At 74.5% G+C, this 15,937-nt stretch carries 14 protein-coding genes; 10 read left to right on the forward strand and 4 right to left on the reverse strand.

Translation table 11 applies throughout. From position 1 onward, the window contains the following. Nucleotides 1-26: 26 nt before the first annotated feature. The 6 genes from ACTWQH_RS16910 (at nucleotide 27) to ACTWQH_RS16935 (ending at nucleotide 6,639) form a co-directional block, all read left to right on the forward strand. A complete protein-coding gene (locus ACTWQH_RS16910) occupies nucleotides 27-995 on the forward strand; it encodes a helix-turn-helix transcriptional regulator (protein ID WP_443287397.1) in 969 nt (322 codons plus the stop codon). 137 nt (nucleotides 996-1,132) lie between these two features. Next, the gene (locus tag ACTWQH_RS16915; RefSeq protein WP_443287423.1) at nucleotides 1,133-1,354 is read left to right on the forward strand and encodes a hypothetical protein; all 222 of its coding nucleotides are present in this window, start codon (nucleotides 1,133-1,135) and stop codon (nucleotides 1,352-1,354) included. Between the two features lie 139 nt (nucleotides 1,355-1,493). Then, the gene (gene tatA, locus ACTWQH_RS16920; protein WP_443287398.1) at nucleotides 1,494-1,778 is read left to right on the forward strand and encodes a Sec-independent protein translocase subunit TatA; all 285 of its coding nucleotides are present in this window, start codon (nucleotides 1,494-1,496) and stop codon (nucleotides 1,776-1,778) included. Nucleotides 1,779-1,851: 73 nt separating this feature from the next. Next, nucleotides 1,852-2,769, forward strand: coding sequence for a twin-arginine translocase subunit TatC (gene tatC, locus ACTWQH_RS16925; protein WP_443287399.1), 918 nt, complete (start codon nucleotides 1,852-1,854; stop codon nucleotides 2,767-2,769). A gap of 20 nt (nucleotides 2,770-2,789) precedes the next feature. Further along, complete coding sequence (locus ACTWQH_RS16930; RefSeq protein ID WP_443287400.1) at nucleotides 2,790-3,716, forward strand: diacylglycerol kinase; 927 nt, start codon at nucleotides 2,790-2,792, stop codon at nucleotides 3,714-3,716. A gap of 55 nt (nucleotides 3,717-3,771) precedes the next feature. Beyond that, entirely contained in the window at nucleotides 3,772-6,639 is a 2,868-nt protein-coding gene (locus tag ACTWQH_RS16935; RefSeq protein ID WP_443287401.1) for a DEAD/DEAH box helicase, read from the forward strand. A gap of 107 nt (nucleotides 6,640-6,746) precedes the next feature. Here ACTWQH_RS16935 and ACTWQH_RS16940 read toward each other — a convergent pair whose 3' ends face one another. From ACTWQH_RS16940 to ACTWQH_RS16955, 4 genes are all read right to left on the reverse strand, one after another. Then, nucleotides 6,747-7,661 carry a 5'-3' exonuclease gene (locus tag ACTWQH_RS16940; protein WP_443287424.1) on the reverse strand — a complete coding sequence of 305 codons (915 nt, stop codon included), beginning with the start codon at nucleotides 7,659-7,661 and terminating at the stop codon, nucleotides 6,747-6,749. A 118-nt stretch (nucleotides 7,662-7,779) separates the two neighbouring features. After that, nucleotides 7,780-8,490 carry a gamma-glutamyl-gamma-aminobutyrate hydrolase family protein gene (locus ACTWQH_RS16945; protein ID WP_443287402.1) on the reverse strand — a complete coding sequence of 237 codons (711 nt, stop codon included), beginning with the start codon at nucleotides 8,488-8,490 and terminating at the stop codon, nucleotides 7,780-7,782. Between the two features lie 208 nt (nucleotides 8,491-8,698). Continuing rightward, a complete protein-coding gene (gene eat / locus ACTWQH_RS16950) occupies nucleotides 8,699-10,216 on the reverse strand; it encodes an ethanolamine permease (protein ID WP_443287403.1) in 1,518 nt (505 codons plus the stop codon). Between the two features lie 93 nt (nucleotides 10,217-10,309). Next, nucleotides 10,310-11,089 (reverse strand): FadR/GntR family transcriptional regulator, encoded by a 780-nt coding sequence (locus tag ACTWQH_RS16955; protein ID WP_443287404.1) that lies wholly within the window; start codon nucleotides 11,087-11,089, stop codon nucleotides 10,310-10,312. A gap of 73 nt (nucleotides 11,090-11,162) precedes the next feature. Between ACTWQH_RS16955 and ACTWQH_RS16960 the strand changes: the two genes are divergently transcribed. The 4 genes from ACTWQH_RS16960 (at nucleotide 11,163) to ACTWQH_RS16975 (ending at nucleotide 15,925) form a co-directional block, all read left to right on the forward strand. Next, nucleotides 11,163-12,569 carry a glutamine synthetase family protein gene (locus ACTWQH_RS16960; RefSeq protein WP_443287405.1) on the forward strand — a complete coding sequence of 469 codons (1,407 nt, stop codon included), beginning with the start codon at nucleotides 11,163-11,165 and terminating at the stop codon, nucleotides 12,567-12,569. A gap of 137 nt (nucleotides 12,570-12,706) precedes the next feature. After that, nucleotides 12,707-14,032, forward strand: a complete 1,326-nt coding sequence (locus ACTWQH_RS16965) for an aldehyde dehydrogenase family protein (RefSeq protein WP_443287425.1) — start codon at nucleotides 12,707-12,709, stop codon at nucleotides 14,030-14,032. Nucleotides 14,033-14,121: 89 nt separating this feature from the next. Further along, nucleotides 14,122-14,916 (forward strand): 3-oxoacyl-ACP reductase, encoded by a 795-nt coding sequence (locus tag ACTWQH_RS16970; RefSeq protein WP_443287407.1) that lies wholly within the window; start codon nucleotides 14,122-14,124, stop codon nucleotides 14,914-14,916. A 106-nt stretch (nucleotides 14,917-15,022) separates the two neighbouring features. Then, nucleotides 15,023-15,925: a DUF2510 domain-containing protein gene (locus ACTWQH_RS16975; protein ID WP_443287408.1), complete on the forward strand. Its 903-nt coding sequence runs from the start codon at nucleotides 15,023-15,025 to the stop codon at nucleotides 15,923-15,925. Nucleotides 15,926-15,937 lie beyond the last annotated feature (12 nt).

Consider the following 15,937-nt stretch of genomic DNA (forward strand, 5'->3'; position numbering starts at 1 on the left):
GAGGGCCAGGGAGGACGGAAGCTCACATGGCGACCACCGCCATCGACCGGACGCGGCGGATGCTGTCTCTCATCACCTATCTGCGGGAGCGGCCCGGCGCCCGGGTGGACGAGGTGGCCAGGGCGTTCGGGATCAGCGAGGCGGAGCTGATCTCCGACCTCGGCGTGCTGCCGATGTGCGGCACCAGCTTCCGCGGCGGCGACCTGCTCGACATCGACACCGACGGCGAGCACATCTGGTGGCACAACGCCGAGGCGGTGGCCTCCGGCGCCGGGCAGCCGCTGCGGCTCGCCGCCGACGAGGCCACCGCGGTGCTGGTCGCCGCGCGGGCGGTGGCGACGCTGCCGGGGCTGCGGGACGGCGACCGGGACGCGCTGCTGCGGGCGACCGCCAAGCTGGAGGCGGCGGCCGGGGAGAGCGCGACCGCCAGCTCCCGGCTGAACGTGACCTTCGAGGCCGAGGGCGGCGTCTTCGCCGACGTCGACCGCGCCATCACCGAGCGGCGGCGCCTGCGCATCCGCTACTACTCGCCCGGCCGCGACCAGCTCACCGACCGCGAGATCGACCCGATCCGGCTCTTCGCCGTCGGCCACACCTACGTCGAGGCGTGGTGCCGCAGGAGCGAGGCGCGGCGCACCTTCCGGCTCGACCGGGTGGCGCGCATCGAGATGCTGGACGTGCCGTCCGACCCGCCGCCGCTGGAACCGCGCGACCTCAGCGAGGGGCTGGTGCAGCCCGCGCCCACCGACCCGGAGGTGGTGATCGAGGTCGGGCCCGGCGGGCGCTGGGTGGCCGAGTACTACCCGTACGAGGAGGCCGAGGAGCTGCCCGACGGCGGGCTGCGCGTCACGCTGCGCACCCCCGACCCGGCCACGCTGCGCCGCCTGGCGCTCCGCCTCGGCGGCGACGGCCGGATCATCTCGCCACCCGAGCTGGCCGAGGCCGCCCGCGAGGCGGCGCGGGCCGCGCTGGCCGAGTACGAACGGATGCCCTGAGGAGACAGGCGCGCGACGCGACGCACCCCCGAACGCCGGGACGCCGAACGCCGGGCAGCCACGCAGCCGACGAAGACCACGAGACCACGCAGCCCACGCAGCCCACGCAGGACCCACCGATGGGGGGAAACGCCGCCATGTTCTGGCCGATGTTCCAGCTCGCCCTCGCCTTCGCCGGCGTGGCCGTCCTCGGCGTGCTCGCGGTGCGCGTCGGGCGGGAGGTGGGCCGCTTCTCCCGGGCCGTCGCCGACAGCGCCGAGCGCATCGGCCGGGCGGCGGAGGATCTGGAGCGCGCCGCCACGCCGCTGGCGGAGTCCGGCGGCCGGCTGCGTCGGCGGTCTGGCGCGAGCGGGGAGTAACGGGGAGACTGCGTGTACGCTCGGGCATTGATTCGTGTTCACCCTTGCGCGTTAAGATTGCCGCGCCTGCGGGACGTTAGGGACGCTCCGTCCGGCACGGCCGGAAGGTCACCCCCCAGAGAGAATTAGGACGGACACTATGGGCTCGCTCTCACCATGGCACCTGCTGCTTGTCGCCCTTGTCGTCATCGTGGTCTTCGGATCCAAGCGCCTGCCCGACACCGCCCGGTCCCTCGGCAAGTCCATGCGCATCCTCAAGAGCGAAACGCAGGCCATGAAGACCGACGGCCAGCAGACCACGGACTCCGGCACGGCCGCCAGCACCGCCGAGCAGCCGACCCCTCCCAAGACCATCCAGGCCGCGCCCGGCGACGTCGGCAGCGCCCGGCCGGTCGAGGAGCCCAAGGGCACCACCCAGAGCTGAACGAAGTCCGGTGCCAGGAGTGAAGTCAGGCGGCCGGCGTGGTTCCGGCTGCCCTACGAGATGAGGACGTGGGGTGGCAAGGGTCGCTCGGAAGACGAAGAAGGACCCCGAGGGGCGGATGCCCCTCACCGAACACCTTCGGGAGCTGCGTAACCGGCTCGGTATCTCGGTCGCGGCGATTCTCGCCGTCACGATCGTGGCGATGTTCTTCGCCAAGGACATCATGGGCTTCCTCATCGAGCCGATCCCGGAGTGCGAGGAGCAGACCCCTCCCGAGCCCAACTGCGCCCAGATCACGCAGCAGGGTTTGACCGCGCCGTTCGCCACCTTCTTCCGCGTCTCCCTGATGGTCGGCGTCGTGGCCGCCTCGCCGGTGTGGCTGTACCAGCTGTGGGCGTTCATCGCCCCAGGCCTGCACAGGAACGAGAAGAAGTACGCGCGCGCGGTCGTCGCGGTGGGTGTGCCGCTGTTCCTGACCGGCGTCAGCTTCGCGTACTGGCTGCTGCCCAAGGCGGCTGCGGTGCTGCTCAACTTCAGCACCGAGGGGGCGGACAACCTGGTCGACGTCGAGAACGTGCTCGACATCGCGATCCGGTTGGCGCTCGCCTTCGGTATCTCCTTCGAGCTTCCGCTGCTGCTGGTGCTGCTCAACGTGAGCGGCGTGGTGACGGGCAAGCGCATGCTGAGCTGGTGGCGCTGGATGGTCGTCGGCATCGCGATCTTCGCCGCCGCGATCACCCCGACCGACATGCTGTCGATGGTCGCCCTCCAGGTCCCGGTCACCGGGCTGTACTTCATCGCCTGCGGCATCTCTCTCCTGAACGACCGGCGCAGGCGGCGCGGCGACCCCGAGGCCGAGCTGAGCGACGACGAGGCGTCCGCGCTGGACCTCACGCCCTCGACGATCGAGCCCACGGCCGAGACGGTGAGCGCCTCGGGCGGCGACGGCGGCGGGGCGACTCCGCGCAACGGGTACGACGACGCGACGTGAGCTGACGTGGGGCCACGCGCGTGAGCGGTGAGATAGCGCTGCTGATCAACCCGACGGCGGGCCGCGGCCGTGGCGCCCGCGCCGCGCAGCCCGCCGCCCGCGCGCTGCGGGAGGCCGGGTTCGCCGTGCGCTCCGTCGTCGGCGAGGACGCCCCGGACGCGCTGCGCCGGGCGCGGGCCGCCGTCGCCGGCGGCACCGGCGCGCTGATCGCCGTCGGCGGGGACGGCGTCGTCTCGCTGGCGCTGCGCGCCGTGGCGGGCACGGACACGCCGCTCGGCATCGTCGCCGCCGGCACCGGCAACGACATCGCGCGGGCCTGCGGCCTGCCGGTGCGCGAGCCGCGCGCGGGCGCCACCGCTGCCGCCGCCGCGCTCAAGGCCGGCGACGCCCTCGCCATCGACCTGGGCCGGGTGGGGGAGGGCCCGGAGGCGGACTGGTTCGGCGGCGTGCTGGCCTCCGGCTTCGACTCCCGCGTCAACGACCGGGGCAACCGGATGCGCTGGCCGCGCGGCCGGCTCCGCTACGACGTGGCGATGCTCGCCGAACTCGCCTCCTTCCGGCCCATTCCCTTCGGCCTGAGGCTCGACGACGGCCCGTGGCGGGAGATCGACGCCACCCTCGTCGCCGTCGGCAACGGGCCGGACTACGGCGGCGGCATGCGCGTCTGCGCCGGCGCCCGGCTCGACGACGGCCTGTTCAGCATCACCGTGGTGGGGGAGTGCTCGCGGACGACGCTCGTGCGTGTCTTCCCCCGCGTCTACCGGGGCACCCACCTGGGCCACCCCGCGGTGACCGTCCACCACGCGGCCAAGGTCGAGCTCAGGGCCCCGGGCGTCACCGGCTACGCCGACGGCGAACGCATCGGCCCGCTGCCGCTGACGGCCGTCTGCGTCCCCGGCGCGGCCCGCGTGCTCGGCGCCCGCCCGGCCGCCCCGGCCGGGGCGTAGCGCTCGTCACGAGATCACGGCCCTGTCGGAGGGGGCCGGTAGGCTCGTAAGCACAATGACCGACGAGACCGACGCGATGTCACCCGCCGAGCGGTACGCCGCCGCCCGGGTCCGTGCCGCCGACCAGGCCACGGCGTTCGCCCCGTTCCGCGAGATGTACGACTTCGATCTGGACGACTTCCAGATCGAGGCGTGCCGGGCCCTTGAGGCGGGCAGCGGCGTCCTGGTGGCGGCCCCCACCGGCTCCGGCAAGACCATCGTCGGGGAGTTCGCCGTCCACCTGGCCCTGACGCACGGCCGCAAGTGCTTCTACACCACGCCGATCAAGGCGCTGTCGAACCAGAAGTACGCCGATCTGGTCAAGCGGTACGGGCCGGACCGGGTGGGCCTGCTGACCGGCGACAACAGCATCAACTCCGAGGCCCCCGTGGTGGTCATGACCACCGAGGTGCTGCGGAACATGCTCTACGCGGGGTCCTCCTCGCTGACCGGCCTGGGATACGCCGTGATGGACGAGGTGCACTACCTCTCCGACCGCTTCCGCGGCGCGGTCTGGGAGGAGGTGATCATCCACCTCCCCGAGTCCGTGACGCTGGTGTCGCTCTCCGCGACCGTCTCCAACGCCGAGGAGTTCGGCGACTGGCTGGGCGCGGTCCGTGGCGAGACCCGGGTGATCGTCTCCGAGCACCGCCCGGTGCCGCTGTGGCAGCACGTGCTCGCCGGGCGGCAGCTGTACGACCTCTTCGAGGAGCGGAGCGCCGGCGCCGCCGCCCGTCGCGAGGTCAACCCCGACCTGCTGCGCATGGCCCGGCTGGAGAACAGCCGCCCCCTGCCGCGCGAGCGCTACCGCAACGGCCGGGACCGCCGCGGCGCGGCGGACCGCGAGCGCGAGCGCCGCCAGCGCGCCCGGCTCCAGCCGCCGAGCCGCCCCGAGGTCATCGCCCGGCTGGACGCCGCCGGCCTGCTGCCCGCGATCACCTTCATCTTCAGCCGCGCCGGCTGCGAGGCCGCCGTCCAGCAGTGCCTCTTCGCCGGCCTGCGGCTGAACGACGCGGCCGCCCGCGACCAGGTGCGGGCGATCGTCGAGCGCCGCACCTCCGGCATCCCCGAGACGGACCTGCACGTCCTGGGGTACTTCGAGTGGCTGGAGGGCCTGCAGCGCGGCATCGCCGCCCACCACGCCGGGATGCTGCCGACCTTCAAGGAGATCGTCGAGGAGCTCTTCGTCCGGGGCCTGGTCAAGGCGGTCTTCGCCACCGAGACCCTCGCGCTCGGCATCAACATGCCCGCCCGCTCGGTGGTGCTGGAGAAGCTCGTGAAGTGGAACGGCGAGCAGCACGCGGACATCACCCCCGGCGAGTACACGCAGCTCACCGGGCGCGCCGGGCGGCGCGGCATCGACGTGGAGGGCCACGCCGTCGTGCTGTGGCAGCGCGGCATGGACCCGGCGGCCGTCGCCGGCCTCGCGGGCGCCCGCACCTACCCGCTGCGCTCCTCCTTCAAGCCGTCCTACAACATGGCCGTCAACCTCGTCGGCCAGTTCGGGCGGCACCGCTCCCGCGAGCTGCTGGAGACCTCCTTCGCGCAGTTCCAGGCCGACCGGGCGGTCGTCGGCATCTCCCGCCAGGTGCAGCGCAACGAGGAGGGCCTGACGGGCTACCGCGAGGCCATGACCTGCCACCTCGGTGACTTCGAGGAGTACGCGCGGCTGCGGCGCGAGCTGAAGGACCGGGAGACGGAGCTGGCGCGGCAGGGCACCGCGCAGCGCCGGGCCGCCGCGGCGACCGCGCTGGAGCGGCTGCGTCCCGGCGACATCATCCACGTGCCCAGCGGCAAGTTCGCCGGCCTCGCGCTCGTGCTCGACCCGGGCCTGGCCGACGGACGCAGCCCCGGCGCGCGCGGCGGTGTTCACGGGGAGCATCTCGACGGCCCGCGCCCGCTGGTCCTCACCGCCGAGCGGCAGGTCAAGCGCCTGGCCTCGATGGACTTCCCCGTGCCGGTGGAGCCGCTGGACCGGATGCGCATCCCGAAGTCGTTCAACCCGCGCAGCCCCGCCTCCAGGCGCGACCTGGCCTCCGCGCTGCGCACCAAGGCTGCGGGCGGCGGGCGCGGCACGCCGCCGCCCCCGCGCCACCGGCAGCGCGGCCGGCGCGGCCAGTGGAGCGGCGCCGCGGAGGACGCGGAGGTGACGCGGCTGCGCACCGAGATCCGCGCCCACCCCTGCCACGGCTGCGACGAGCGGGAGGACCACGCGCGCTGGGCCGAGCGGTACTACCGGCTGCTGCGCGACACCCGGCAGCTCCACCGGCGCATCGAGGGCCGCACCAACACCATCGCCCGCACCTTCGACCAGGTGTGCGCGCTGCTGACCGAGCTGGACTACCTGCGCGACGACGAGGTCACCGAGCACGGCCGCCGCCTGGCACGGCTGTACGGGGAGCTCGACCTGCTGGCCAGCGAGTGCCTGCGGGACGGCGTGTGGGAGGGCCTGGGCCCGGCCGAGCTGGCCGCCTGCGCCTCGGCGCTGGTGTACGAGTCCCGGAACGCCGACGACGCCCCGGCGCCGGAGCTGCCCGGCGGCCAGGCGCGGCAGGCGCTGGGGGACATGGTGCGGATCTGGGGGCGGCTGGACGCCCTGGAGGAGCGGCACCGCATCAACCAGTCCGCGAGCGTCGGGCAGCGGGAGCCGGACCTGGGCTTCGCGTGGGCGGCGTACCAGTGGGCCCAGGGCCACGGGCTCGACACGGTGCTGCGCGACGCCGACATGCCGGCGGGGGACTTCGTGCGCTGGTGCAAGCAGATCATCGACGTGCTGGGCCAGATCGCGGCGGCGGCGCCCGCGGACGGCACCGTGGCCAAGAGCGCCCGCCGGGCGGTGGACAAGCTGCTGCGCGGCGTCGTCGCGTACAGCTCGGTCGGCTGAGCCCGGCTGAGCCCGGCTGAGCCCGGCTGAGCCCGGCTGAGCGCGGCTGAGCCCGGCCAAGAGGCGTCGGGCCGCCGGCGCGGGCTCCCTGCGCGCAGGTGCCCGCTCTACGCCGCCCGCGTGGCCAGCGCGGCGATGAGGCGCCGGAGCGGTCCGCCGAGCCCCCAGCGGGCGTCCAGCGCCTGAAGGGCCTCCGCGTCGCGCGGCACGCGCGGCAGCGTCGCGTCGCGCTCGGGCAGCGGCACGTCCGTCGCGACCCGCACCACCCGGGGGGCGACCGCCAGGTACGGGAGGGCCTCGGTCAGCCGCCGCCGCTGGGTCGGGGTGAGGCCCGAGGCGGGGTCGTCGAGCGCGGCGAGGATCCCGGCCAGGTCGTGGAAGCGGGCCAGCAGCTGGGCGGCGGTCTTCTCGCCGATCCCCTGCACGCCCGGCAGCCCGTCGCTCGGATCGCCGCGCAGCAGCGCCAGGTCGGCGTACCCCGGGCCGTCCACGCCGTACTTCTCGCGCAGCGCCGCCCCGTCGAAGGACGCCAGGGTGCCCATGCCCTTGACCGGGTAGAGCACGCGGACGCCCCGCGGGTCGTCGATGAGCTGGAAGAGGTCGCGGTCCCCGGTGACGATGTCCACCGGGCCCGTCGCCCGGGTGCTGAGGGTGCCGATGACGTCGTCCGCCTCGTACGCCGGGGCGCCGAGCCTGACGATGCCGATCGCGTCGAGCACCTCCTCGATCACCGGCACCTGCGGGGAGAGCGTGTCGGGCACGACCTCGGTGTCCGGGCCGACGGCCGTCTCCTCGGCCACGCGGTGGGCCTTGTAGGAGGGGATCAGCTCGACCCGCCACGCCGGGCGCCAGTCGAAGTCCATGCAGGCGACCAGGGCGTCGGGCCGGTGGTCGATGACCAGGCGGGCGATGAAGTCCAGCAGCCCGCGCACCGCGTTGACGGGCGTGCCGTCCGGGGCGCGCACCGACTCGGGGACCCCGAAGTAGGCGCGGAAGTAGAGGGAGGCGGTGTCGAGCAGCATCAGGCGTGCGGTCGTGGAACTCACCCCACGGATCATGCCGCATCGGCGCCGCGCGGGGAGGGCTGGGGAGGCGTACGGGGCGCGGGGGGCGCCCGGCGTCCGGGGGCGGAGCCCGCGGCTACAGCCGCACCGCCGGGGCGGCGGCGCGGGTCAGCGCGCGCATGAGGCGTACGTCGTGCTCGCGCAGCCCCGCCTCGGGATGCCACTGCACCCCGAGGACCAGCACGGGAGCGCCGGCCAGCTCCACCGCCTCCACCGTGCCGTCCCCCGCGAGCGCCGCCGCCCGCAGGCCCTCGCCCAGCCGGTCCACGGCCTGGTGGTGGAAGGTCCGCACCGCCACCGGCTCCGGCAGCTCCCGCGCCACCAGCGTGCCCGGCAGCGGCGTCACCTCGTGCTCGGCGAAGACGCCCGGCGCGCCCTCGTGGCCGTCCACGTGCTGCCGCAGGGTGCCACCGAGCGCGACGTTCAGCAGCTGCATGCCCCGGCAGATGCCCAGCACCGGAACGCCGCGCGCGAGCGCCGCCCCGATCAGGGCCAGCTCCCAGGCGTCCCGCTCCGGCGCGGGCGGACCGGTGCGCGGATCCCGCGCCGCCCCGTACCGGGCCGGATCCACGTCCGGGCCCCCGGCGATGACCAGCCCGTCCAGCCGCGCCACCACCTCCCCGGCCGCCGCCGGCTCGTCGTCGGGGGGCAGCAGCGCCGCCAGCCCTCCGGCCCGCTGCACCAGCCGGTGGTAGCCGTCCGGCAGCAGCGCGGACGGCAGTGCCCACTCGCGCCAGCGGGCCGACGCCTCCAGATAGGTGCTGACGCCGATCAACGGCCGCGGCATGCGGCATCTCCCTTCGCTCGTCTCCGGCCTCGGCCGCCCCGGCCCGGCCCGGGGACCGGACCAGCCGGAGGCGTCAGGCCCTGTCCGGGCGGATCGTGCCGTGCCCGCGGCGCCGGTCACGGCACCTCGCCGCGTTGCGGCGGGCTCGCCCACGTATTCCCCCCGGCCGCCGCCGCGGGCCGATCCGGCAAGACCGCCCGGACAGGGCCTAGTCGCGGTTCAGCTCCGCCTCCGCCTCCGCCAGCGCCGCGAACTCCTCCTCGGGGGCGGCGGCCACCAGCCGGTGCCGACTGTAGACGGCGAAGTAGGCGATGGCCACCGCGTACACCCCCAGTGCGATGAACGCCGCCTCCCGGTCCACAAGGAACGTCGCCACCAGCGCCGCCAGCGACAGCGCCAGCGCCACGCCCGAGGTCGCCACGCCGCCGGGCGTCCGGTACGGGCGCGGCAGCCCCGGCTCGCGGCGGCGCAGCACGATGTGCGAGAGCGTCATCAGCGCGTAGGAGATCGTGGCCCCGAAGACCGCGACGTTCAGCATGCGGGCGCCGTCGCCGGTGGCGGCCGCCAGGCCGAAGCCGAGTGCGCCAAGGATCAGCAGCCCCAGGTAGGGGGACTTGCGGCGGGAGGTGAGCGACAGGAAACGCGGCAGGTAGCCGGCCCGGGAGAGCGCGAAGAGCTGCCGGGACCCGGCGTACACCAGCGAGAAGAAGGAGGCCACGAGCCCGGCCAGCCCCGCGTAGTTGACGAAGCGGCTCAGCGCCGACTCCTCCCCGTCCGGCTCCAGCGCCGCCACCAGCGGGTTGCCCGCGTCCTGCACGGCCGCCGAGCCCCGCGCCCCCGAGGCGGCCACGAAGGTCAGCAACGCCAGCACCAGCAGGATCCCGATCGCCCACGCCATCGCCTTCGGCAGGGTGCGGACGGGATCCCGCGCCTCCTCGGCCGCCAGCGGCACGCCCTCCACGCCAAGGAAGAACCACATGCCGAAGGGGAACGCCGCCCAGATGCCCATCAGCCCGAACGGCAGCCAGGAGCCGGATCCGAAGGCGTCCTCGTCGACCGGGATGTCGTCGAGCGAGCCCGCGCTGAACTCCGGGGCCGCGCCGATCACGAAGACCAGCAGCGCGGCCACGGCGATCGCGGTGACGACGAGGCTGAAGCGCAGAGCCTCGCCCACGCCCCACAGGTGGATGGCGATGAAGACGGCGAAGCAGGCCAGGTAGACCGGCCAGCCGGAGGTCAGGCCGAACAGGTCCAGGGATTCGACGTAGTCGCCGATGAAGATCGCGATCGCGGCCGGCGCCAGCACGAACTCGATGAGGATCGCCGTGCCGGTCAGGAAGCCGCCCCAGGGGCCCAGCGCGCGGCGGGCGAAGCCGTAGCCGCCGCCGGCCGTCGGCAGGACGGCCGCGAGCTCCGCCAGCGCGAAGACCATGCAGGTGTACATCAGGCCCATCAGCACGGCGGCGACCGCGAGGCCGCCGAAGCCGCCCTCGGCCAGGCCGAAGTTCCACCCGGCGTAGTCGCCGGAGACGACGTACGCCACGCCGAGGCCGGTCAGCAGCAGCGGGCCCGCGCTGCCGGTGCGCAGGGCGCGGCGGCTCAGATAGGCGTCCTCTGGAGAAGCGGACGAGGCAGGCGAGGCAGACGAGCCAGGCGAGGCAGCAGCCGGGGCGGTGCCGGAGGTGGAGTCGGATGGGGCGGACGGGGACTCGGTGTCGTCGGTCATGGGCTGCCGCTCCTGCCTCGCGCCGTAATGGTATGGGCGCATACCTTTGCGGCAGCCGGGCGGGCGCGCAACCCCTCGCGCGTAAAACGGCGGTTACGCCTCGCCCAGGAAGCCGCGCAGCAGCGCGGCCGTGCCCGCGCAGTGCTCGCGCATCACCTCACGCGCCCGGGGCGCGTCCCCCGCCAGCACCGCCTCCACCAGCGCGGCGTGCTGCGTCTGCGAGTGCTCCAGGTTCCGCACCAGCAGCGGGATGCGGTCCAGCAGTTCGTTCAGGCGCGCCCGCACCGCGGCGTACTGCGCGGCCAGCGACGGCGAGCCCGATATCTCCGCCAGCGTGAGGTGGAGGAGGGTGTCCGCGCGCCGGTAGTCCGCCGGCGGCGCCTCCCCGGTGCCGGCCAGCGCGGCCCGCAGCCGCCGGGCTGCCGCCGGGTCCGCCCCGTCCGCCGCGTCCGCCGCGGCGAGCCCCGCGGCCCCCACGTCGAGCACCTCGCGCAGCCGCAGCGTGTCCTCGATGTCGACCTCGGCCAGCGCCGCTCCCAGTGCCCCCGCGCTCGCCGCCGGGCTCGCGGCCGGGCCGCCGCCGCGCACGAAGGTGCCGCCGTACCGACCGCGCCTGCTCTCCACCAGGCCCTCGTCCTGCAGCACCTTCAGCACCTCGCGCAGCGTCATCCGGCTGACGCCGAGCCGCCCGGCCAACTCCCGCTCCGACGGCAGCCGCTCGCCCTCGGCGACCAGGCCGAGCCGCAGCACCTGGAGGATCTGCTCCAGCGCCTCCTCGAAGCCGTTGCCCGCCCGCACCGGTCGCAGCACCGCGGCCACGTCCCCGGCCACGTCCCCGGTCATGCCCCCGCCGGCGTCCCTGGTGTCACCCATCGGCCCTACTTCCCAATCAATGGTCTGCGCCGATACCTTATGGCCTCCGGCTGACGTGACAGGAGGCCATCGGATGACAGGTGTGAGAACCCGCCCGTCGGCGGGCGGCACACCCCCGCTGTCAGTAGAGGAGCTGCGGGGCCTGACCGACCTCGGCGAGATCGACACCGTCGTGCTGGCCTTCGCCGACATGCAGGGCAGGCTCCAGGGCAAGCGCTTCGCCGCCCGCTTCTTCCTCGACGAGGTCCTCGACCACGGCACCGAGGGCTGCAACTACCTCCTCGCCGTGGACGCCGACATGAACACCGTCGACGGCTACGCCATGTCCTCCTGGGAGCGCGGCTACGGCGACTTCGCCCTGCACGGCGACAGCTCCACTCTGCGCCGCGTCCCCTGGCACCCCGGCACCGCCATGATCACCGCCGACCTCGCCTGGCACGACGGCTCGCCCGTCGCCGCCTCGCCCCGCCAGATCCTGCGCCGCCAGCTCGACCGCCTCGCCGAGCGCGGCTGGCGGGCGTACGCCGGCACCGAGCTGGAGTTCATGGTCTTCACCGACACCTACGAGCACGCCTGGCGCTCCGGCTACCGCGGCCTGACCCCGGCCAACCAGTACAACGTCGACTACTCCGTCCTCGGCACCGGCCGCGTCGAGCCGCTGCTGCGCCGCATCCGCAACGAGATGGGCGGCGCGGGCATGACCGTGGAGTCCGCCAAGGGCGAGTGCAACCTCGGCCAGCACGAGATCGCCTTCCGCTACGCCGACGCGCTGACCACCTGCGACCAGCACACCATCTACAAGACCGGCGCCAAGGAGATCGCGGCCCAGGAGGGCTGCTCCCTCACCTTCATGGCCAAGTACGACGAGCGCGAGGGCAACTCCTGCCACATCCACTTCTCCCTCCGCGACGAGGAGGGCCGCCCGGTCTTCGCAGCCCCTGCCGCCGACCCGGACGGCCCCCACGGCATGTCGCCGGTGATGCGCCACTTCCTGGCCGGTCAACTCGCCGCGCTGCGCGAGCTCAGCCTGCTGTACGCCCCGAACATCAACTCCTACAAGCGCTTCCGCCCCGGCTCCTTCGCCCCCACCGCCGTCGCCTGGGGCATGGACAACCGCACCTGCGCGCTGCGCGTCGTCGGCCACGGCCCCTCGCTGCGTTTCGAGAACCGGCTGCCGGGCGGCGACGTCAACCCCTACCTCGCCGTCGCCGGGATGATCGCGGCGGGCCTGGACGGCGTGGAGCGGCGCCTGGAGCCGCCCGACCCCTGCGCCTCCAACGCCTACGCCGCGAGCGACGCCGAGCACGTGCCCGCCACGCTGCGGGACGCGGCCGAGCTGTGGCGGGACAGCCCGCTGGCCACGGCGGCCTTCGGCGAGGAGGTGGTGGCGCACTACCTCAACATGGCCCGGGTCGAGCAGGAGGCGTACGACACCGCCGTGACCGACTGGGAGCGGTTCCGCTCCTTCGAACGCATGTGAGTGTGAGGAAGCGCGTGCCCGACGAGCCGCAGGAGATCCAGCACCGGGGCCCCGAGCCAGCCGAGGTCACCGGCTCCGCCGAGGCCCCCGAGTTCCCCGAGGCCCACGAGGTCGTCAACCCGGCCACCGAGGAGGTCATCGCCACCGTCCCCGCCACCACCCCCGCCGGGGTCGACGCCGCCGTGCGCCGCGCGAGCGCCGCCCAGCGCCGCTGGGCCGCCCTCGCCCCCGCCGAACGCGCCCGCCTGCTGCGCCGCTTCGCCGCCGCCGTGGACGCCGCCGTCGACGAACTGGCCGGGATCGAGGTCCGCGAGGCCGGACACCCCGTCGCCGCCGCCCGCTGGGAGGCCGGAAACGTCCGCGACCTGCTCGACTACGCCGCCGGCGGCGTCGAGCGGCTGACGGGCCGCCAGATCCCCGTGGCCGGCGGCATCGACATCACCTTCGCCGAACCGCTGGGCGTGGTCGCCGTCATCGCGCCGTGGAACCTCCCTATGCCGATCGCCGCCTGGGGCACCGCCCCGGCCCTGGCTGCCGGCAACGCCGTGCTGCTCAAGCCCGCCGAGACCACCCCGCTCACCGCCCTGCGCCTGGCCGAACTCGCCCTCGCCGCGGGCCTGCCCGAGAACCTCCTCCAGGTGCTCCCCGGCGCCGGGCCCGTCACCGGCGAGGCCCTGGTGGACCACCCCGGCGTCGCCAAGATCGTCTTCACCGGCTCCATGGCCGTCGGCCGGCGCGTCATGGCCCGCTGCGCGGCGGGCGTGAAGCGGCTCACCCTCGAACTCGGCGGCAAGAGCCCCAACATCGTCTTCGCCGACGCCGACCTGGAGCGCGCCGCCGCCACCACCCCCGCCTCCTTCCTCGACAACGCCGGGCAGGACTGCTGCGCCCGCAGCCGCATCCTCGTGCAGCGCGCCGCCTACGACCGCTTCCTCGGACTCCTCGAACCGGCTGTCCTCGCCGTCACCACCGGCGACCCGGCCGACCCCGCCACCGTCATGGGCCCGCTGATCTCCGCCGCCCAGCTGACGCGCGTTCGCGCTTACGTCCCCGAGACGACGCCCGCCGCCATCCGGGGCCAGGTCCCCTCCGGGAAGGGCTTCTGGTACCCGGCCACCGTGCTGGAGTCCCGCCACGCGCCCGCCCGCGCCGCCGTGGAGGAGGTCTTCGGGCCGGTGGCCGTCGTCACGCCCTTCGAGGACGAGGCGGAGGCCGTGCGCCTGGCCAACGCCACCGAGTACGGCCTGTCGGGCTCCGTGTGGACCCGCGACCTGGGCCGTGCCGTGCGCGTCTCGCGCGCCGTGGCCGCGGGGAACCTCTCGGTCAACTCCCACAGCAGCGTTCGCTACGCCACCCCGTTCGGCGGCTTCAAGCGCTCCGGGCTCGGCCGCGAGCTGGGCCCCGACGCGCTGGCCGCCTTCACCGAGACCAAGAACGTCTTCATCAGCTCCGAAGAAGACTGAGCGAAGCGAAGAACGAAGAACGAAAAGCGATCAGCGATAAGCGATAAGCGAAAAAGAAAGCGACTAGGGAAGCGAACAGAGGGGACACCGTGAGCGAGGAAACGGCCGGAACCGCCGTCTGCCGCCGGCTCGTCGGCCGGACGGCCGTGATCACCGGGGCCGGCAGCGGCATCGGCCTGGCGACCGCCCGCCGACTGGCCTCCGAGGGCGCCCACGTGGTATGCGCGGACATCGACGCCGAACGCGGCGAGGCCGTGGCCAAGGAGACCGGCGGGCGGTACGTCCCCACCGACGTCACCGACGCCGACCAGGTCGAGGCGCTGTTCCGGGCCGCGCACGAGGCGTACGGCTCGGTCGACGTCGCCTTCAACAACGCGGGCATCTCGCCCCCCGACGACGACTCCATCCTCACCACCGGCCCCGACGCCTGGCGCCGCGTCCAGGAGGTCAACCTCACCTCCGTCTACCTGTGCTGCAAGGCCGCCATCCCCTACATGCGCCGCCAGGGCAGGGGCTCGATCATCAACACCGCCTCCTTCGTTGCGGTGATGGGCGCCGCGACCTCACAGATCAGCTACACCGCCTCCAAGGGCGGGGTGCTGGCCATGTCGAGGGAGCTGGGCGTGCAGTTCGCCCGCGAGGGCATCCGGGTCAACGCCCTGTGCCCCGGGCCGGTCAACACCCCGCTGCTGAAGGAGCTGTTCGCCAAGGACCCGGAGCGGGCCGCCCGCCGCCTGGTGCACGTCCCCGTCGGCCGCTTCGCCGAGCCCGAGGAGATCGCCGCCGCCGTCGCCTTCCTCGCCAGCGACGACGCCTCCTTCGTCAACGCCTCGACCTTCCTCGTCGACGGGGGCATCTCCGGGGCGTACGTCACACCCCTGTAAGGGCGGCGGGCGCGAGGTGGCTAACGCGCGGGGAGCTGTGAGAGGTTCGCGGTGTGCGGAGGGCGGAGGCGGCCGAGGGGCCGAGACCGATGAGGGGGAAGCGGGCATGACGGAGCCGGTGGGTCCCGGCTGGTATCCCGACCCCCGCCACGCCGGGGAGGACCCCGCGCCGGAGCGGTGGTGGAACGGCACCGACTGGACCGGCCACACCCGCGCCGCCGGCGAGGGAATCCCGGGTCCGGTGGCCGCCGCGCCCGCCGCGCCGCCCACGCCCGAGCGGCTGCCCGCGCCGCCGGGGGACACCGTCGGCGGCCGCGGCCCGCTCCTCATCGCCCTGACCGGGGCCGTCCTGGTGCTTTCGGCACTCGCCGCCGCGGCCGTGCTGCTGCTCGGCGGCGGGTCCGGCGACGACGAACGGGCGGACGGCGACCGCACCCCCACCGCCACCGCGCCCACGACCGGGACCGGCGATCCGGGGCCCCGGTACCCGCTCACCGAGGGCCGGGCCCGGGGCGTCGCGCTCCCCGTGCTCGACGGCTGGGAGGAGCGCCCCCTCGGCGACGGCGCGGCGACGGCCACGAGCGCCGGCTACCCCTGCCCAGCCGACGACGGCCAGGAGTGCCGCACCGCGGGCGCGTTCCTGACCACCGCCGAGGAGCACATCCCCGCCACCCCCCAGGAGGTGGCCGCCGCAGACGTCGCCGTCGGCGCCCGGGAGTCCTACAACCCGGAGGCGTACGGCGGCATCGCGTCCCACACGCAGGTGCTCGCCGACGAGGTCACCATCGCGGGCGAGAGCGGCTACCGCGTCCGCTGGCGCATCGTGACCGAGGCCGGGACGGAGGCGTACGTCGAGTCGGTGGCGTTCCCCGCCCCCGACGACTCCGGACGCATGCTGGTGCTGCGCCTGGGCTTCGACATCGGCGGCGACGCGCCGCCCGTGCGGGACATGGACCGGATCATCCAGGGCGTGCGGCCCGTATCGGACGCACCCGGTACCGACGCGTGAGCGGGCGCCCGT

Source organism: Streptomyces sp. 6N223, from assembly GCF_052246635.1.
Classification (GTDB): Bacteria; Actinomycetota; Actinomycetes; order Streptomycetales; family Streptomycetaceae; genus Streptomyces.